The 19,226-nt window shown below is 67.6% G+C and carries 13 protein-coding genes; 6 read left to right on the top strand and 7 right to left on the bottom strand.

What is annotated here, in order from left to right; genetic code table 11:
* Positions 1 to 17 precede the first annotated feature (17 nt).
* Positions 18 to 1,919, top strand: a complete 1,902-nt coding sequence (locus tag SPR02S_RS41150) for a rhamnogalacturonan lyase (RefSeq protein WP_019062871.1) — start codon at positions 18 to 20, stop codon at positions 1,917 to 1,919.
* A 44-nt stretch (positions 1,920 to 1,963) separates the two neighbouring features.
* Here SPR02S_RS41150 and SPR02S_RS65265 read toward each other — a convergent pair whose 3' ends face one another.
* From SPR02S_RS65265 to SPR02S_RS41135, 3 genes are all read right to left on the bottom strand, one after another.
* Entirely contained in the window at positions 1,964 to 2,500 is a 537-nt protein-coding gene (locus SPR02S_RS65265; RefSeq protein ID WP_019062870.1) for an MmpS family transport accessory protein, read from the bottom strand.
* Positions 2,501 to 2,720: 220 nt separating this feature from the next.
* Positions 2,721 to 5,390, bottom strand: a complete 2,670-nt coding sequence (locus tag SPR02S_RS41140; protein WP_026151326.1) for a cellulose binding domain-containing protein — start codon at positions 5,388 to 5,390, stop codon at positions 2,721 to 2,723.
* Positions 5,391 to 5,639: 249 nt separating this feature from the next.
* A complete protein-coding gene (locus tag SPR02S_RS41135) occupies positions 5,640 to 8,558 on the bottom strand; it encodes a glycoside hydrolase family 48 protein (protein WP_026151325.1) in 2,919 nt (972 codons plus the stop codon).
* 267 nt (positions 8,559 to 8,825) lie between these two features.
* Here SPR02S_RS41135 and SPR02S_RS41130 point away from each other — a divergent pair, with 267 nt between their 5' ends.
* Both SPR02S_RS41130 and SPR02S_RS41125 read left to right on the top strand, forming a co-directional pair.
* Positions 8,826 to 10,307 carry a cellulase family glycosylhydrolase gene (locus tag SPR02S_RS41130; RefSeq protein WP_026151324.1) on the top strand — a complete coding sequence of 494 codons (1,482 nt, stop codon included), beginning with the start codon at positions 8,826 to 8,828 and terminating at the stop codon, positions 10,305 to 10,307.
* 65 nt (positions 10,308 to 10,372) lie between these two features.
* Positions 10,373 to 12,079, top strand: coding sequence for a glycoside hydrolase family 6 protein (locus SPR02S_RS41125; protein WP_026151323.1), 1,707 nt, complete (start codon positions 10,373 to 10,375; stop codon positions 12,077 to 12,079).
* A gap of 96 nt (positions 12,080 to 12,175) precedes the next feature.
* Here SPR02S_RS41125 and SPR02S_RS41120 read toward each other — a convergent pair whose 3' ends face one another.
* Positions 12,176 to 12,961 carry a phytanoyl-CoA dioxygenase family protein gene (locus SPR02S_RS41120; protein ID WP_019062865.1) on the bottom strand — a complete coding sequence of 262 codons (786 nt, stop codon included), beginning with the start codon at positions 12,959 to 12,961 and terminating at the stop codon, positions 12,176 to 12,178.
* 123 nt (positions 12,962 to 13,084) lie between these two features.
* Here SPR02S_RS41120 and SPR02S_RS41115 point away from each other — a divergent pair, with 123 nt between their 5' ends.
* Both SPR02S_RS41115 and SPR02S_RS41110 read left to right on the top strand, forming a co-directional pair.
* Positions 13,085 to 14,023, top strand: a complete 939-nt coding sequence (locus SPR02S_RS41115; RefSeq protein ID WP_019062864.1) for a class I SAM-dependent methyltransferase — start codon at positions 13,085 to 13,087, stop codon at positions 14,021 to 14,023.
* Between the two features lie 101 nt (positions 14,024 to 14,124).
* A complete protein-coding gene (locus SPR02S_RS41110) occupies positions 14,125 to 14,829 on the top strand; it encodes an SDR family oxidoreductase (protein WP_019062863.1) in 705 nt (234 codons plus the stop codon).
* 91 nt (positions 14,830 to 14,920) lie between these two features.
* On the opposite strand, the gene SPR02S_RS41105 is transcribed toward SPR02S_RS41110, so the two are convergent.
* Positions 14,921 to 15,613 carry a glycoside hydrolase family 75 protein gene (locus SPR02S_RS41105; protein WP_026151322.1) on the bottom strand — a complete coding sequence of 231 codons (693 nt, stop codon included), beginning with the start codon at positions 15,611 to 15,613 and terminating at the stop codon, positions 14,921 to 14,923.
* Between the two features lie 38 nt (positions 15,614 to 15,651).
* On the opposite strand from SPR02S_RS41105, the gene SPR02S_RS63580 reads away from it, so the two are divergent.
* Positions 15,652 to 15,873 (top strand): hypothetical protein, encoded by a 222-nt coding sequence (locus SPR02S_RS63580; RefSeq protein ID WP_158697965.1) that lies wholly within the window; start codon positions 15,652 to 15,654, stop codon positions 15,871 to 15,873.
* Here SPR02S_RS63580 and SPR02S_RS41100 read toward each other — a convergent pair.
* Positions 15,860 to 16,696: an aldo/keto reductase gene (locus SPR02S_RS41100; protein WP_020684267.1), complete on the bottom strand. Its 837-nt coding sequence runs from the start codon at positions 16,694 to 16,696 to the stop codon at positions 15,860 to 15,862. The two genes, SPR02S_RS63580 and SPR02S_RS41100, sit on opposite strands and share 14 nt — an antisense overlap.
* A gap of 119 nt (positions 16,697 to 16,815) precedes the next feature.
* Positions 16,816 to 18,642 carry an AMP-dependent synthetase/ligase gene (locus SPR02S_RS41095; protein ID WP_019062860.1) on the bottom strand — a complete coding sequence of 609 codons (1,827 nt, stop codon included), beginning with the start codon at positions 18,640 to 18,642 and terminating at the stop codon, positions 16,816 to 16,818.
* Positions 18,643 to 19,226 lie beyond the last annotated feature (584 nt).

Genomic DNA, 19,226 nt, shown 5'->3' with positions numbered 1-19,226 from the left:
CCCAGGAGGTACGCCACGTGAGCCACCCGCACCCGCACGTGCACCCACATGTCCACCCACCCCACCACCCCCGCAGACGAAGGGCCGTACTCTCCGCCCTGACCGCAGCGGCTGCCCTGGTCCTCGCCGGACTCACCACCGGCGGGACCGCCCAGGCCGCCACCGCCCGCCAGGTCGAGGCCCTCGACCGGGGCGTCGTCAGCGTCCACACGGACACCGGCAACCTGGTCAGCTGGCGCTGGCTCGGCACCGACCCCGACGACGTCTCCTTCAACGTCTACCGCGCCGGTACGAAGGTCAACTCCGCCCCGATCAGCGGCTCCACGAACTATTTCCACGCCGGTGCGCCCGCCCAGGCCGACTACACGGTCCGTGCGATCGTCGGCGGTGTGGAACAGGCCGACTCGGTCCACGCGATCCAGTTCCGCACCGGCTACAAGGACGTCCCGATCACCCCGCCCGCCGGCGGCACGACCCCCGACGGAGTCGCGTACACCTACGAGGCCAACGACGCCTCCGTCGGCGATCTCGACGGCGACGGCCGACTCGACTTCGTCCTCAAGTGGCAGCCCACGAACGCCAAGGACAACTCCCAGTCCGGCTACACCGGGAACACGATCCTCGACGGGATTACCCTCGACGGCACCCGCCTGTGGCGCATCGACCTGGGCCGCAACATCCGCTCCGGCGCGCACTACACACAGTTCCAGGTGTACGACTACGACGGCGACGGCAAGGCCGAGATCGCCACGAAGACGGCCGACGCCACGGTGGACGGAGCGGGCACGGTCATCGGCAACTCGGCGGCGGACTACCGCAATTCGAGCGGCTATGTGCTGTCCGGACCCGAGTACCTGACCATGTTCAACGGCCAGACCGGCAAGGCGATGAGCACCGTCGACTACGTCCCGGCCCGCGGCACGGTCTCCTCCTGGGGCGACTCGTACGGCAACCGGGTCGACCGATTCCTCGCCGGTACCGCCTACTTGGACGGCAGCCGTCCCTCCCTGATCATGGCGCGCGGTTACTACACGCGCACGGTGATCGCCGCCTGGGACTGGCGGAACGGAGCTTTCACCCGCCGCTGGACGTTCGACACCAACTCCTCGACCAACACCGGCAAGGGCTACGACGCCCAGGGCAACCACCAGTTGGCGGTCGCGGACGTCGACGGGGACGGCAAGGACGAGATCGTCTACGGCTCGATGGCCGTCGACGACAACGGCTCCGGCCTGTGGACCACGAAGAACGGCCACGGAGACGCCCTGCACGTAGGCGACTTGGACCCCTCCCGCCCGGGCCTGGAGGAGTTCAAGGTCGACGAGGACTCCTCGAAACCGTCCTCGTGGATGGCGGACGCGAAGACCGGCGCGATCATCTGGTCCACGCCGGCCAACGGCGACAACGGCCGGGGTGTCTCCGGGGACATCTGGGCGGGCAGCGCGGGCGCCGAGTCCTGGTCGGCGTCGGAGAGCGGCGTCCGCGACCCCAAGGGCACGGTGGTGTCGAGCCGCAAGCCCTCCAGCACCAACTTCCTGTCCTGGTGGGACGGCGACCCGGTGCGCGAACTCCTCGACGCCACCCACATCGACAAGTACGGCACGACCGCCGACACCCGCCTGTTGACCGCCTCCGGCGTCCACTCCAACAACACCACCAAGGCGACCCCGTCGCTGTCCGGTGACCTCCTCGGCGACTGGCGCGAGGAGGTTGTCTGGCCCACCACGGACAACACGGCGCTACGGATCTACGCGACCCCGTACGAGACGAGCACCAGGATCACGACCCTGCTCCACGACACCCAGTACCGCACGGCCCTGGCCTGGCAAAATACTGCATACAACCAACCGCCCCACCCGAGCTTCTACATCGGCGACGGGATGACGACGGCGCCCCGGCCGACGGTGTACACGCCGTAGAAGCCGAATACACCCGCCGTAGAACCCGATCGGAATCGCTCGGCTCAGCTGAACCCGCCGCTGAAGTCGGAGTTCAGCTGGGCCGAGCAGATGTTGTAACCGCCTTGCGCCTGACCGGACTTGGTCCTGCCGTCGATGGTGATGGAGCAGTGGATGTTGCCGCCGCCCTGGAGCTGTGCGGTGACCTGGTAGTACAGGGCGTCACTGTTCACGGTGATGGTCTTCGACAGGGGCAGGCCCTTGCCCTGGAGGTTGGTGCCGTCGCTGCCGTAGGTGATGTCGACGCCGGAGGGCGCGCTGCCCCACACCTTGATGAGGGCCTTGCCGGACGGCGCGTCGTCACTGGTCGTCGCGGCCTTCGTCGCCTTGGCCTTCACGGTCTTGGTGACGGTGACCGTGGGTCCGGGCTCGGCCTTCTCGACCTTGGCCGCCTTGGGCGCGGCGGTGACTGTCCTGGTGGCGGTGACCGTTCTGGTCGCGGCGGGCTCGGCACTCGTCTTCTCGCTGCCACCACCACCGTTGCCCGCGACCCCGATCAGCGCGCCCAGCGTGAAGAGGGCGATCGCACCGGGGATGGCCACATGCTTGCGGGCCCATTTGGGACCTGACGGTGGCGGGGCGGGGACGTACGGGGGTGGCATGGGTGGTGGCGGCTGGTACGACATGGGGTCCCCCTGGCGATTAGTTGGGGGTTGAACTTAACGCCCGATATAAGGGTGGCGTGAGAAGCGTGAAGAAGAGGTGACCAATTTGTGACGTCGGAGTGGAGGGTGCGCACCCCTGAGGCGCGCACCCTCCTGGTCAGGCCACCGTGCAGCTCTGATCGCCCACCTTGAACGCGCTCGGTTTCGTGTTCACCCCCGACCAACTCCCCGTGAACCCGAACCCCACCGACGACCCCGCGGCCACCGTCCCGTTCCAGCTCACGTTCTTCGCCGTCACCGCCGCGCCCGACTGGCTGTAGTCGGCGTTCCACAACTGGCCGATCTGCTGCCCGTCCGCGAAGGACCAGCCAAGTGCCCAACCGCTCCAGGCGGTTGAGCCGGTGTTCGTCAGCTGTACGTCGGCCTGGAAGCCACCTGTCCACTGGTTCGTGATCGTGTACGTCACCGTGCAGGCACCCGTGGGCGTCGGATCGGTACCGCCGCCACCCCCGCTGCCTCCGTCGCCGGCGTCGGACGAGTCGCCGTAGACGACCCCGCGGCCGTTCGTCGACACATACACGCGGCCGTACACCCGCGGATCACCGGTGATCGCCGCACCCGTCCAACCCCATTGATGCGCATCGTCGTTGATCCGCGTCCAGGTCACTCCCTTGTCGGTCGAGCGGAAGATGCCGCGTACGCCGCCGATCTTCGCGCTCGCATAGAGCGTCTGGTACGAGGCACCGGTCGCCGCCTTGCCGAAGCCGATGGTGTCGGCCTGGTCGACGTTCGCGAGCTTGGCGAAGGTGGCGCCGCCGTCCGTGGAGTGCCACAGCCCGTACGCCCCGTCGCTCGCCCCGCCCGCCAGCCAGACGTCCCCCTTCGTGCCGGGCAGCGCCTTGAAGCGCACGCTGTCACCGCCGGGCAGACCGGTCGCCGCCGACGCGGTGAAGGTCGCCCCGCCGTCCGAACTGACGTAGAAATGCCCGGACTTGAAGCCGTAGAAGGTCTTCGCATCCACCCGGTCCGACTCCACGATCGCACCCGCCGGGATACCGCCGGCCGCGGCCCAGGACGAGCCGAAGCCCGTCGCGTACTGCACCCCCGCACCCGCCGGACTCCACACGAACCGACTCCCGTCGGCCGCTGCGGCGACGGTCCCGCCCCCGCTGACACCCGAAGGATCGGTCCCCGCGAACCAGTTGGCGCCGTTGTCCGTCGAGAACGCGATGTGCGCTCCCGAGTCCACATTGCCCACGCGTACAACGGTGTTGGGGTTGGCCTCGGCGAAGTCGAGACTCGTGGTCGTCGTGAAGGAAGGCGAAGTGAACATCATCGAGGGGACCTTGGCCGGATCCGTGTGCCGGAACCCGCCGATGTCGCCCAGCGCGCTGAGGAGTTGGGCCCCGCCGGACGGGGGAGCGGCGAGGTCGTTCACGGCCGTCTCCTCCAGCCCCTGCACCATCGGCTTCACGGTGAACTGGCCGCCGCTGTCCCAGTTCGTCAGGTTCTCCGTGCCGTAGAGCGTCGCCCCCGTCCCGTACATCATCCGGTTCGAGTCGAACGGGTCGATCTCCAGCGACTCGGTCATCCACCCGAGTTTCGGGGCCTGTTCGGGCGGCGAGGGATTCGCGCCGAAGGTCAGCCACGGCGAGGACGACACGTCCATGGTGTAGCGGTTCGCACGGTTGGGATACGACGTGTAGTCCCACGCCTTCGTCCAGGTGCCGCCGCTGTCCGTGGACCGGAAGATCTGCGTGTCCGGCCACCAGGAGCTGTACGCCGTCGCCATCACGGTCCCGGGATGCTGCCGGTCCACGGTCAGTCCGCTGAACCCGTAGTAGGTGTCGGCGTCCGCGACCGGGCTGATGTTGGTCCAGGTACCGGTAGCGGTCGCATACCGCCACACCTGCCCCTTGCCGCCGTCGTACGGCCCACCCTTGTCGCTGTATGCGATGTACAGATAACCGTTGACCGCATCCAGTACACCCTTGTGCGCCAGATACCCGGTGGGCTGCCCGCTCACCCGGCTCCAGGTCGCCCCCGCGTCCGTCGACCGGTACACGGCGTTGGCCTGGTCGGCGACCCCGACATAGATCGTCCTGGTCGCGCTGCCGGCCGTACCCGTCGACTCGTCGAAGGTGACCCACACGATGCCCTGGTTGTCGCTGGCGTAGCCGCTCGTGTCGGTCGGATCCTGCACGTAGTTCCCGACGTTGGGGAAGTTCGCCACCTGCGACCAGGTGACCCCGGAGTCGGTGGACCGCCACAACCCCTTACCGCTCGGCGCCCCCAGATACAGCACGCTGTCCTTGTGGGGATCGACGGCCAACCGCTCACCCATACCGCGCCCCGGCATGTTCCCACCGAGCTTGAACGGCAGATCGGCCTTCTCCCAACTCCCACCCCGATCCGCCGACCTGAGCACGGCCCCGTTCGTAGGATCCCAACTGTTCGTATACGTACCGACAGCCGCGTACACCTTGTCCGGATTGACTGAGTCGGAAGCGAGACTCACCACCCCGGTATGCCCCCACGCGTCCCACCCGACCGAGTCGAGCAACGGCGTCCAGGTCTTCGTAGCCTCCTGCCATCGATAGGCCCCGCCAATGTCGGTACGGGCGTAGGCGAGATTCTTCTCGCTCCGGTTGAAGACGATGCCAGGCACGAAACCCCCACCGTCGATCCGGGCGTTGTGCCATGTGTACGTGTCAGCCGCGACCGCCACATTCGGCGCGTCCACGTTCGCGGCAAGGGCGGACGGACTGCCCACCAACAAGCCTGCGGCGAGGGCCAGTACGGCGGTGAGAATTCGAGTTCTTCGCACGGAGGGGGTCCTCTCGTGAAGAGGGATTGAGACACGAGCGCCGGGCGACCCCCAGTGCGGGTAGGGGCCGCCCGGCCGGTAGGCCCCGCCGTCAGATGACGGGACCACGCACACGGAACTCCGAGGCACTCTCCGAGAGACGGGCAGGTCCAACACCCCTGTTTTTAGGGGCGCGGGGAACTGCGCGACCAGCCACAACGGACCGGCACTGTTCCAAACCGCCCAACCCGCGGAGCGCCTCGCGGGGGACTATTCAAGAAGCTCCGCATACGACCCCATGGCCAATGCGACATCCGCCTGAGCCCAGAACCGGTGATACGTGAAGACCGGCGCGGCCCCACCCGCCAGATAACTCTGGATCTTCGACCAAGCCGGATCGCTCTTGTAGAAGGACCTCAACGAGGCAAACGTAGAAGCGGAGTTGACCGCGTCCCCGTTCGGCATCGTCCCGCTCCACCCACTCGGCACATACACACTGTCGTCGAACCGGTTGTAGTCCGCCCGAGTCTCCGGAACGGCGACACCCAGACTGTCCTGGTAGTTGCCCCACATCCCGTCCAGCAGTGCCTTCGCGGTCGTCTTCGCCGCCGTGGAGCCGGACTTCGCGCCGTAGTACGTCAGCGTCTTGGCATACGCGGCAGCCACCCCCACGTCATTCGTGTAGTCGGCAACGGTGACATGAAGTCCCGCATTGGAACCGGGACTTGACGCGTTCCACGTATCCGGCTGCCCCGACCACTGCAACGTCGAGGGAATCAGATACGTCCCGTCCGGATTGATCGTGGTCTTGGACAACGCCCAAGCCACCCACTTGTCGAGAACCGCCTTCGCGCTCGCGTTCCCCGTCTGCTGGTAGTACTCGGCGACCCGCTCCATCGACCACGCCTGGAACCCGAACCACTGGTTGGACGGCGGGTCGTGATAGACGGGCTGCTGGTCGTAGTACATGCCGTAGAACGTCGACGTCCCGGCCGGCGGACTCGCGTACCGCCCCTGCCAACTGTTCGTCGCCCCACCGGCGATGGCACCCTCACTCGACTGGAGCCAACGGTAGAACTCCAGCTGCCGCGACAGCGAGGTACCCCAATCCGCCGCGCCCGTAGTGGACTTGGGCTTCAGATCGGCATACGAACTCAACGCATAGGCGGCCAACGGGTTTTGATAACCCCCGTGCACATGACTCGACCCGATGCGCCAGGCCCAACCCGCACTGGTGTCATTGGCGCCGCCCCACGCGTAGTACCAGGACAGCAGATAGTCCGAGGCATCCTTGCCGGTCCCGGCCGGGCACGTGGACGGTCCGACGCAGTTGCCGATTTTCTTGAAGTACTTGTCGTACATGGCGTAGCGCAGATAGTCGCCCATCTTCGCCGCCTTGCCGACGGTCGTGGAGACGTCAGTGCCCTTGCCCTGCTCCTTGGCCCACACGTCGGCCCAGTACGCGGCCTGCACTGCCCGCGCGTCGGCGTCCGGCGCGTCGGTGTACTTCCACTGCTTGGCGTACGAGGAGTCACCGGTGTAGAGGTCCAAGTACCCGTTCGTACCGCCGTACTTGAAGGCGTCGCAGGTCGGCTGCGGCACCGTCTCCCACACGGACTCCTGCGCTCCGCGCTGGAAGGTGTTGATGTACGACGGCCCGCTCGCCGTCGGCCCCGCCTCGCACCCGCCGCCCGGCGTGTCGCCGTAGCCGTAGGTGTTGTCGACGTCCTCCAGCCAGTGCATACCGTAGACATCGTCCGAACCGTATGCGGTCTTCAGTTCACCGGCGATCGGATCCGATCCCACCGGCACCGAGGTGTCGAGCTTCGCCGGATACTCGTTCGGGGTGTCCAGCTCGGGCGCGTACGTAGCCGGCTTCGAGGCGTTGTAGAACGAGTTCGTCGGCTGGTCGGCATGCGTCGGGATCATGTACTTCTCCATGAGAGCCCAGGCACCGTTGAACTTCGACCAGTCGCCTGTCACCTTGCCGTACATCGCCTGGAGCCACAGCAGATAGCTGTACGCCTCCGACGTCGTCTCGTGCCCCTGGTCCGGCGCCTCGACGATCAGGGTCTCCACCGAGTGGTAGGGGATGCCCTGGGGCGAGAAGTAGCCGTTCGCAGGGTTGGTGATCTTGCCGTAGAGGTCCAGGAGGCGGGCGTCGTACGTGTTCGCCGCCGCCAGCTCCGTCACCGTGACCGTCGCCTTGGTGAACCCCGTCGCCGTCGACTCGAAGGACGCCGTACCGGTGCCCGACGCGTCGGCCGTGAGGGTCACCGTCTGCGCGGTGTTCCAGTTCGACGGCGTGAACGTGAGCGTCCCGCCGCTGGTGACCGACAGTCCCGAGTTGCCGCTCGCGCGGGCTGTCGTGACCGTCACGTTCGACGCCGGCTGCGTCGACAGCGACACCGCGTAAGTGCCAGGCTTCCCCTGCTGCACGCCGAGTTGGGTCGGCGTCGCCACCACCGAGGGTCCCGACGCGACCGTGATGCCGACCGGCGTCGACTCCCCGGACGCGCCCAGGCTGTCGTAGGCCTTCGCCACCAGTGAGTGACTGCCCACGGTCAATCCGGAGGTCGAAAGAGAGTACGGCGAGCTCGTGTCCGTGCCGAGCAGCGTCGTGTCGTCGTAGAACTCCACCTTGCTGATCGTCGCGTTGTCGGCCGCCGCCGCGGTCGCCGCGAGCGGGATCGCCACTCCCTGCGTGTAGATCGCGCCCGCGCTCGGGCTGGTCAGCACGGTGATCGGCGGCTGGTGCGCGCCGGCGCAGGTGGTGCCGTTGACCGCGAACGAGGTGGGCGCGGTGTTGGTGCCGCTGTAACTGAACTGCGCGCCGGTCGAGACGGCCGCGCCCGCGGCGATCGTCCCGTTGTACGACGCGTTCGTCACCGAGACCGCGCTGCCGGACTGGGACCAGGTGCCGTTCCAACCGTTGCTGAGCTTCTGGTTGCCCGCGTAGCTGTACGTGAGAGTCCAGCCGTTGATCGCGTCCGTACCCCGGTTGGTGAGGGTCAGATCCGCGGTGAAGCCGGAGCCCCAGTCGTTGGTCTTGTAGTCCACGCTGCACTGAACTGTCGCCGCCTGGGCGGGAGTTGTGCCGGTCGCCAGCATCGAGACCGGAAGTGCGAGGGCCGCCACGACAGCGGTCCAGAGTCTCCGCGTCACGCGGCGTCTCCTTCTGGGGTGCATGTGCTGGTTCCTCCTTGCGGCTCGGAGAAGTGGGGGCGGAGCAGCAACAAGCCTTGAACCAGTGGGAGCGCTCCCATAGTGGGGACGGGGGTGTGAGCGGTCAAGGTGCTTACGGAGTCGAAAAAATTCGACGAACGAGGTTGCGGGAAAGTCAAGCAACTCCCCTGTTCTTTGCTGTCACTTGGCGCTACCTTCCTGGACACCAGTGGGAGCGAATCCGTCAGTCGACGCGTCCGTGCGACGCGTCCGAGCTGCAAGGACTCGCTCATGCGACACCCCCCGCGTTCAGTACTTTTAGCCGTCGCCGGTGCGACCGCCCTCCTCGGGGCAATGGTCGTTCCGGTGGTCACGGCGTCCGGCGCCACTCCCGCGTGCACGGTGGAGTACTCGGTCACCAGCCAGTGGGACACCGGCTTCCAAGGTGCAGTGCAGATCACCAACAACATGGCACCGGTGAGCAGTTGGAGCCTGAGCTTCGACTTCGCCGGCGGCCAGAAGGTCACCCAGGGCTGGAACGCCAAGTGGTCCCAGTCCGGTACGACGGTCACCGCGGCCAACGAGAGCTGGAACGGCTCGCTCGGCACCGGCGCGAGCATTAGCGCCGGGTTCCTCGCCAACTTGTCGGGGAGCAACGCCGTACCGTCCGCGTTCAAGCTCAACGGGACGACCTGCAACGTCGATGCGGAGCCGACACCACCCACGTCGCCGCCTCCGACCTCACCACCGACCAGCGGCACCGCACCCGCGCTGCACGTCTCCGGGAACAAGCTCGTGGACGCCGACGGCACCAACCGCCGTCTGCTCGGCGTCAATCGGTCCGGCGGCGAGTTCATGTGCGTGCAGGGCTACGGCATTTGGGACGGCCCGGCGGACGACGCGGCCGTCGCGGCGATCGCCGACTGGAAGGCGAACACGGTCCGCATTCCCCTCAACGAGGAGTGCTGGCTGGGCCTTTCGAACATCAAGCCCGAGTACGCGGGCGCCAACTACATCGCCGCCGTGAAGGACTTGGTGGCGAAGGTCGAGGCGCACGGCATGACGCCGATCGTCGAACTGCACTGGACCTACGGCCAGTACACCGGCAACTCGGCGGGCTGCTCCGACGTGCACGCCACCTGCCAGAAGCCGATGCCGGACGCGCAGTACACACCGTCGTTCTGGTCCTCGGTCGCCAGCACCTTCAAGGGCGACCAGGCCGTCGCGTTCGACCTGTTCAACGAGCCCTACCCGGACCGTGCGACCTCCACGACCACCCAGGCGTGGCAGTGCTGGCGGGACGGCGGCACCTGCCCCGGCATCGGGTACGAAGTCGCCGGTATGCAGGATCTCGTCGACGCCGTACGGTCCACCGGCGCCACGAACGTCATCATGGCCGGCGGGCTCGCGTACTCGAACGACCTGAGCCAGTGGCTGACGTACAAGCCCACCGATCCGACCGGCAATCTCGTCGCCGCGTACCACGTGTACAACTTCAACACCTGCGCGACCGAGAGCTGCTGGAACTCCACACTCGCCCCCGTCGCGGCCCAAGTACCGCTGGTGGCAGGGGAGATCGGCGAGAACACCTGCTCGCACGCCTTCGTCGACCAGGTCATGAAGTGGTTCGACGACCGCGGGCTCTCGTATCTCGGCTGGACCTGGAACACCTGGGACTGTTCCGCGGGTCCGTCCCTGATCTCCGACTACGCCGGTACGCCCACCGCGTACGGCATCGGGCTGCGCGACCATCTGCGCGCCCTCAACGGATAGGCGCCCCCAGCCAACCCAACAGCACCCGCAACCAACTTCCTTCACAGACAAGGAAACCCGCACTCATGAGCCGTACCAGAACAGCGTTGCTCGCTGCCTTGGTGCTCGTCGCCGGGGCCTCGGGGACTGCGGTCGCCGCCGCTCCCTCGGCGGACACCGGCATCGCCGCGATCCCGTGCAGCGTCGACTACAAGGTGCAGAACCAGTGGGACACCGGCTTCACCGCCGCCGTCACCATCACCAACAACGGGGCCGCGAAGTCGAGTTGGGCCGCGAAGTGGTCGTACGCCGGTAACCAGCAGATCACCAGCGGCTGGAACGCGAAGATCAGCCAGAGCGGGACCGCCGTCACGGCGGCCAACGAGACCTACAACGGGAGCCTGGCGACCGGGAGTTCGGTCAGCTTCGGCTTCAACGCCTCCTACAGCGGCACCAACGCGCTCCCGACGACCTTCACCCTCGACGGCGTGACCTGCAACGTCGACGACGGCAGCGGCGGGGGAGGCGGCACCGATCCCGGCACGCGGGTCGACAACCCGTACGTGGGCGCCAAGGTGTACGTGAACCCGGAGTGGTCCGCGAAGGCCGCCGCGGAGACCGGCGGCAGCCGGATCTCCAGCCAGCCCACCGGCGTCTGGCTCGACCGCATCGCCGCGATCAACGGTGTCAGCGGCGGGATGGGCCTGCGCGCCCACCTCGACGCGGCGCTCGCCCAGAAGGGCACCGGCGAAGAGGTCGTCCAACTCGTCGTCTACGACCTGCCCGGGCGCGACTGCGCTGCCCTCGCCTCGAACGGTGAACTCGGCCCGACCGAAATCGGCCGCTACGAAAGCGAGTTCATCGACCCGATCGCCGCGATCCTCGCCGACAGCAAGTACGCCTCGCTGCGGATCGTCACCACGATCGAGATCGATTCGCTGCCCAACCTCGTGACCAACACGGGCAGCAAGGCCACCGCCACCCCGCAGTGCGACACGATGCTCGCCAACGGCAACTACGTGAAGGGCGTCGGCTACGCGCTGAACAAGCTCGGCGCGATCCCCAACGTCTACAACTACATCGACGCCGGACACCACGGCTGGCTCGGCTGGGACGACAACTTCGCCCCCTCCGCGAACCTCTTCTACCAGGCCGCCAACGCCGAGGGCGCGACCGTGAACGACGTGGCCGGCTTCATCACCAACACGGCCAACTACAGCGCCCTGAAGGAGAACAACTTCACCATCAACGACAGCGTCAACGGTGTCTCCGTGCGCCAGTCCAAGTGGGTCGACTGGAACCGGTACGTGGACGAGCAGTCGTACGCCCAGGCGTTCCGCAACCAGTTGGTGTCGGTGGGCTTCAACTCCGGTATCGGCATGCTGATCGACACGTCGAGGAACGGGTGGGGTGGCTCTGCTCGGCCCACCGGACCGGGAGCAACTACCAGTGTGGACACGTACGTTGACGGCGGGCGCTACGACCGGCGGATCCAGGTCGGGAACTGGTGCAACCAGTCCGGTGCGGGTCTGGGCGAGCGGCCGCAGGCTGCTCCTGCCACCGGTATCGACGCGTATGTGTGGATGAAGCCGCCGGGGGAGTCGGACGGGTCCAGCACGGCCATCGCCAACGACGAGGGCAAGGGGTTTGACCGGATGTGCGATCCGACGTACACGGGGAATGCGCGTAACGGGAACAACATGTCGGGTGCGCTGGCGAACGCTCCGCTGTCGGGGCACTGGTTCTCTGCGCAGTTCCAGCAGCTGATGGCGAACGCGTACCCGCCTCTGTAGGCCGGCTCTGAGCTGCGGGCCGTATGTGGCTGGTCGCGCCCACGCGGCGGAGCCGCACATCGATACAGCCCCGCGCCTCTTTCAGGGGCGTGGGGGTCAGCCCTCACTCGACAGGCCCCGGCGGATTGCTTGCTCCACCACCGAATAGTCGCCGTTGGACCGTTCCAACTCGTACGGCGCCGCCGGCATCAGTGGCGGCTGGCCCATGAAGCGGGGGCGTTCGCCGTGATGCGGTTGGGCCGCGTGGACCAGGAAAGGGTGGCAGAGGTAGACGTCACCGGGCTTGCCGGTGGCGTAGGTGAGGGGGCGTCCGGCGGATGCCTCGGCCACCTTCGGGCCGAGGGTCAGGGAGGAGGCGCCCTTCTCGCCGTACGGTTCGAGGACGCGTGGGACGTCGAGGTGGGAGCCGACCCGGATGCGCGTCGGCGCGTTCTCCTCGGTGACCTCGGTGTAGAGCATCAGCATCAGCAGGGCCCGGCCGCGCGAGCGCAGGTTCGTGCACGGCCACTCGTTCTCCGCGCCCTCCGCCGTATAGCTGCCCTCGATGTGCCAGCCGGCGTCGTCCGGTTCTGTCGGGTGCGGGAAGCGCAGCGGAAAACTGCCCACCGAGTATCGGGACTGCCAGCGGCCCGCGCCCACCAGGAGGTCGAACGCCTCATGCAGGACAGGGGAGTTGACCGAGGCGGCGAACGGCCCCTGGGCCATGTCGCTCACCCACACCACAGGGTCCTTCCAGGTGCCGGGGTCCTCCGCGTCGTAGCCCGTCTCCCGCCACAGCAGCCGAGCGCAGTGCTCGGCGACCCGCGGTGGGAAGGCCCCCTCGATCTTCACGAACCCGTCTTCGAGGAACCGTTCGACCATCACGTCGTCCGTGTCGTCCATACGGGCATGCTCGGCGACGGACGACCTGTTCCGCACCTCATTTTTTGCCGCTTCGGCAACGGAACTGGCCGTCGAACGGTGCGTCGCGCAGGCTGGCGGCACGCGGACGAGAGGGTGACCACCATGGCGCACGAGCACGATCACGAGCACAAGCACGACCACACGCAGGGGCAGGAGCACGACCACAAGCCCGGCAAGGGCCGCCACCACCACGACCACACCGACCTCGACTGGGCCGTCATGGGCCCCCTGCTGGAGACCCAGGCGGAGCTGTTCGCGCCGTTGTACGAGCGGGCGATGGCGTGGCTCGCGAAGGAGCGGACCGATCCGGGGCTGATCGTCGACGTGGGCAGCGGGCCCGGTGTGGTCGCGTGTCTGTTCGCGGAGACGTTCCCGGGTGCCCGGGTCGTTGCCGTGGACGGTTCCGAACCGCTCCTGGAGCGGGCCCGCGCCCGTGCGGACCGGCAGGGCTTCGGTGATCGTTTCAGCACGCTGACCGGTGAACTGCCCGAGGTTCTGGGGCAGTTGGAGTACCCGGCCGACCTGCTGTGGGCCAGCCGCAGCCTGCATCACCTCGGTGACCAGCGTGGCGGTCTCGCCGCGTTCGCGGAGCGGCTCGCGCCCGGTGGCACCCTCGCGATCATGGAGGGCGGCCTGCCCTCCCGGTTCCTGCCCCGCGACTTCGGCATCGGCCGCCCGGGCTTGGAGGCGCGGATCGACGCGATCGAGGCCGAGTGGTTCGCGCAGATGCGCGCCGACCTCCCCGGCGCCGTCACCGAGACCGAGGACTGGCCCGCCCTCCTGACCTCGGTCGGTCTCAAGCACACCGGCAGCCGCAGCTTCCTGCTCGACCTGCCCGCCCCGGCGCCCGACCGCGTCCGCGCCTACGCCGCGACCTGGCTGACCCGGGTGCGTGACACCTACGGCGAGGCGATGGACGCCGACGACCGGGCCACCCTCGACCGGCTCGTCGACCCCGAGGACCCGGCGGGTGTGCATCAGCGCGCCGATGTGTTCGTGCTCGCCGCGCACACCGTGCACACGGCAGTGCGGACCGGCTGAAAAGGCCCGTGATCTCGGCGGCTTGACTTCGAGAGTGCTCAAGGTGATGAACTGCCCCTCAGACTGCACGGAGTTCACCGACCCACGGGGGTACGACCACCATGAACGACAACTCTCACGTCGCGCTCATAACCGGCGGCGGCAGCGGTATCGGGGCCGCCGTCGCCCGTCAACTCCTCAGCGCCGGGGGCCGGGTGGCCGTCACCGGCCGCAGCGAGCAGCGGCTGCTCGACTTCTCCGCTCAACTGGGGCACCCCGAGGGCCTGTTGACGATCCCCGGCAGTGCCGCCGAGTACGACGAGGTGCAGACCGCCGTCGAGACGACACTCAAACGGTTCGGGCGGCTCGACGCGGTCGTCGCCAACGCCGGGGTCGCCACGCACGACTCGGTCGCCGAGGGCGACCCGACCGGGTGGACCGAGATGGTGCTGACCAACGTCCTCGGTCCCGCCCTGCTGATCCGGGCGTCCGTCGACGCGCTGAAGCAGACGCACGGCCGGATCGTGCTGATCGGCAGCGTCGCCGGGTTCGTGCACACCCCCGGCAACATCTACGGCGCGACCAAGTGGGCGATGACCGGCCTCGCCGAGAACACCCGGCGCGAGGTCACGGAGTTCGGCATCGGGGTGACGCTGGTCGCCCCGGGCCGGGTGGAGACCCCGTTCTGGGACGGCAACGGCAGCCTGCCGTCCGGCCATCTCCTCACCGCCGACCAGATCGCCGACTCGATCCTGTGGGCGATCCGCCAGCCCGCCGGCGTCGACATCAACACCGTCGTCGTACGACCGATCGGGCAGCCCAACTGACGTAGCCGACCCAACTCGCCCACGGTAAAGGCCCGTTGTCGCGAACAGTCGAGACTGTCGCGACAACGGGCCAACTCATGCCCTGCTGGGCTCAGTTGTTCGCCAGGAACTGCTTCGCCAGCTGGTCGCCCAGCGAGACCGCCGCGCTGTGGCTCTCGATGGGGGAGACCGTCGAGTTCTTGAACAGGATGTACGTCACGCCGGATTCGGCGCCGCCGGTCGCCGGGTCGGGGTCGATGCCGAGGGCGCCGGCCGTGGCGTACGAGGCCTCGCCGATGATGTTGGTGGGGCCGGTGTCGCCGACGACCGCGTACTCGACCTTGTTGTTGTAGATCACGGCGACCACACCGCCGCCCTTGATGCCGGCGCCGGAGTAGTTCCAGATGCTGCTGGAGCTGGGCACCACGATATACGGCAGTGAATCCGCCTTCAGGGGCTGGCCGTTGGACTGGTGGAACGCCGTGTCGTCCTGGTACCAGGGGTCGGCGTTCTCGTTGCAGTTCGAGGTGCGCTGGCCGTCGCAGTCGATGTCCATGTCGGCCTTCCAGAACACGGCACCGTTCTTGCCGCAGACCGGGATGGTGGCCGAAGTCTCGTCGTCGGTGCGGTACTTGCCGTTCGATATCTGGGAGCAGGACGTCACCTTGGAGAGCAGGTCGGCCGCGCTGACCGAGCCCTCCTGGGCCGACTTGGGGGTGGCGCCGGAGGCGCTCGCGGGGAGCACTCCGGCGGCGAGCAGGGCGGCGCCCGAGGCCGCGGCGAGGGTCAGTGTTCGCATGCGCACTGTGGGGGACCCTTCTGTTAGGAAAGTTTCCTTACCAGGTGCGCAACAAGGTGCCCCGTCATCATGCCCGCGTCAAGACCCTGGTACGAACCAAGTGGGCCGACGGGACGGAAAGCCGCACGGAAAGCGGCACGGAAAGCGGCACCGAAAGCGGCACGGAATGCGGCACGGAAAAGCGATGCGCCCCGGAGTCAGAAGGCTCCGGGGCGCTCGCACTGCCTGCGGTTCAGGCCATGTGCCTTGATTTCAGGCCGCGTTGAACGTCGACGGGTCGGGACCGAGGCGCCGCTCCTCGTTCAGCGCGCTGATCGCCGCGAGGTCCTCGGTGTCCAGGCTGAAGTCGAAGACCTCGATGTTCTCCTTGATCCGCGACGGCGTCACGGACTTGGGGATCACCACGTTGCCGAGCTGGATGTGCCAGCGCAGCACGACCTGGGCCGGGGTGCGGCCGTGCTTCTGGGCGATGGCGACGATCGCCGGGACCTCCAGGAGGCCCTTGCCCGAGCCGAGCGGCGACCAGGCCTCGGTCGCGATGCCCTGCTCCGCCTGGTACTCACGCCCGGCGCGCTGCTGGAGCTGCGGGTGCAGCTCGATCTGGTCGACCGCCGGGATGACCGAGGTCTCCGCGATCAGCCGGGCCAGGTGGTCGGGCTCGAAGTTGGAGACGCCGATGGCACGCACGCGGCCGTCCGCGTACAGCTTCTCGAACGCCTTGTAGCTGTCGACGTACTTGTCCCGGGCCGGGGTGGGCCAGTGGATCAGATACAGATCCAGGTACTCCAGGCCGAGCTTCTCCAGCGACACGTCGAACGCGCGCAGGGTCTCGTCGTACCCCTGGTCCGCGTTCCAGAGCTTGGTGGTGACGAAGAGGTCCTCGCGCGGGACGTCGGACGCGGCGATGGCCTTTCCGGTGCCCTCTTCGTTGCCGTAGATCGCAGCGGTGTCGATGCTGCGGTATCCGGCCTCCAGCGCCGTGGCCACCGCCCGCTCCGCCTCGTCGTCCGGCACCTGCCAGACGCCGAAGCCCAGCTGGGGCATCTCGACACCGTTGTTGAGGATGATCGGGGGGACCTTGCTGCTCACGAGCTCTCGATCCTTCAGTCGTCGGTTGGTACTCACATCGTCAACGATCACGGGCCGTACCGCATTCCTGACCGCGAGATCCGGCCTGGGCCGTGTCCGCTCCCGGAGGGTCTACCCGCTCAGGCCCGGTACAGCGCCTCGACCTCGTTCGAGTACGTGTTCTCGATGGCCTTGCGCTTCAGTTTCAGGGACGGGGTCAGCAGACCGTGCTCCTCGGTGAAGGGCTGGGCCAGTATCCGGAAGGTGCGGATCGACTCGGCCTGCGAGACCAGGGTGTTCGCGGCGACCACCGCGCGCCGCACCTCGGTCTCCAGGTCGGCGTCCCGCACCAGCTGGGCCGGGGACAGCTGCGGCTTGCCGCGCATGGTGAGCCAGTGCTCGACGGCCTCGTGGTCGAGGGTGACCAGGGCGGCGATGTAGGGGCGGTCATTGCCGACGACGATGCACTGCGAGACCAGGGGGTGGTCCCGTACCCGCTCCTCCAGCAGTCCCGGCGCGACGCTCTTGCCGCCGGAGGTGACCAGGATCTCCTTCTTGCGCCCGGTGATGGTGAGATAGCCGTCCTCGTCGAGGGAGCCCAGGTCACCGGTGGCGAGCCAGCCGTCGTGCAGGGTCTCGTCGGTGGCCTTCTGGTTGTTGAGGTAGCCCTGGAAGACGTTGGGGCCGTTGAGCCAGATCTCGCCGTCGTCCGCGATGTGCACGGTGACCCCGGGGATGGCCTGGCCGACCGTGCCGTAGCGGGTGCGGTCGGGCGGGTTGGCGGTCGCGGCGGCCGTCGACTCGGTGAGGCCGTAGCCCTCGTAGATCTGCACGCCCGCGCCCGCGAAGAACAGTCCGAGGCGACGGTCCATGGCCGACCCGCCGGACATGGCGTTGCGGATACGGCCGCCCATGGCGGCCCGCACCTTGGAGTAGACGAGTTTGTCGAAGAGCTGGTGCTGCATGCGCAGCCCCGCGGACGGGCCCGGGCCGATGCCCCAGGCCTTCTCCTCGATCGCGTCCGCGTACCGCACCGCGATGTCGACGGCCTTCTCGAACGGGCCGGCCTTGCCGTCCTTCTCGGCCTTGCGGCGGGCCGCGTTGAACACCTTCTCGAAGATGTACGGCACGGCGAGAATGAACGTCGGCCTGAAGGCGACCAGGTCGGGCAGCAGGACGGCCGCGTTGAGCTGCGGCTGGTGGCCGAAGCGGACCCCGCCGCGGATCGCCGCGACCTCCACCATCCGCCCGAAGACGTGCGCCAGCGGCAGGAACAGCAGGGTCGCCGCCTCGTCGCCCTTCTTCGAGTGGAAGACGGACTCCCAGGTGTCGATGACCGTGTCCGCCTCGTACATGAAGTTGCCGTGCGAGATGACACAGCCCTTGGGTCTGCCCGTGGTGCCCGAGGTGTAGATGATCGTCGCGGTCGAGTCCGGGGTTACGGCCTGGCGGTGCCGGTGGACCACCTCGTCCTCGATGTGCGCGCCGGCGTCGTACAGCTCCTGCACGGCGCCCGTGTCGAGCTGCCACAGCTGGTGCAGCGCGGGGAGGCGGTCGATGACGGTGGCGATCGTCATCGCGTGGTCCTCGTGCTCGACCATCGCCGCCGAGACCTGCGCGTCGTGCAGCATCCAGAAGCACTGCTCGGCGGACGACGTCGGATAGATCGGCACCACTTGGGCGCCGATCGTCCACAGCGCGAAGTCGAACAGCGTCCACTCGTAGCGGGTACGGGACATGATCGCGACCCGGTCGCCGAAGCGGACGCCCTGCGCGAGCAGGCCCTTGGCAAGGGCGAGGACCTCGTCGCGGAACTCGGCGGCGGTCACGTCCCGCCACCTGTCCTGCTCGTCCTTGCGGCCGAGGGAGACATGCAGGGGGTCGTCCTGGGCACGCTGGAAGACGACGTCGGCCAGACCGCCCACCGGCGGTGCCAACGCCAACGGAGGGTTGTTGTACTCGCGCAAACCCCGCTCCCCGCTCCTGTTGGCACTCCCCTACAGCGCCGTGAAAGCTACCCCACCGGGCGGAAGGGCGGGAGGGGGTCGGAAAACGAGAGGCCCGTACGTCCGCACTGGTCAGCGGCGGAAAATGCCCGCACAAGGGGAAGGGTCGGACAGAAATCCTTACGGTTCCGTAGGTTTCGGGCCCGTAATCTCCACTGAATCTGTACGACCCGCTTACCCCTGGCGTCCCGATCGCTCCACGTCACCGGTGTGACGCCGTCTCCTCCCCGGCCGGTCTCCGCGCGGCGGGCGCGTCGAAGCCGCCGACGTACCGGACGCTTCCGTGCAACTCGTCCTCAACTTCCCCTGCCTCAAAGTAAGTTCAAGATAAATCATGCACAAACCCAAGCACCCGGAGATGGGAATCACAGTGTTCGGCGATCGAATGTGGCTCGTCCAAACCGAAGCCGCAGGGATTTCCCAAAAGATCTTTTCGAAATAATCTTCGGAAGTCCTTCCGGCGAGCCCTCGAAGGGAATATTGAGTTGAAGACCAAAAACACTCATCGCCGGTCACTGGGACGCCACAGGAAGGTGGTCGTGGCC

The sequence above is a fragment of the Streptomyces prunicolor NBRC 13075 genome, from assembly GCF_000367365.1.
GTDB lineage: Bacteria > Actinomycetota > Actinomycetes > Streptomycetales > Streptomycetaceae > Streptomyces > Streptomyces prunicolor.
Note: the sequence above shows the minus strand (reverse complement) of the source record. Positions and strands in the feature narration are given on the sequence as shown.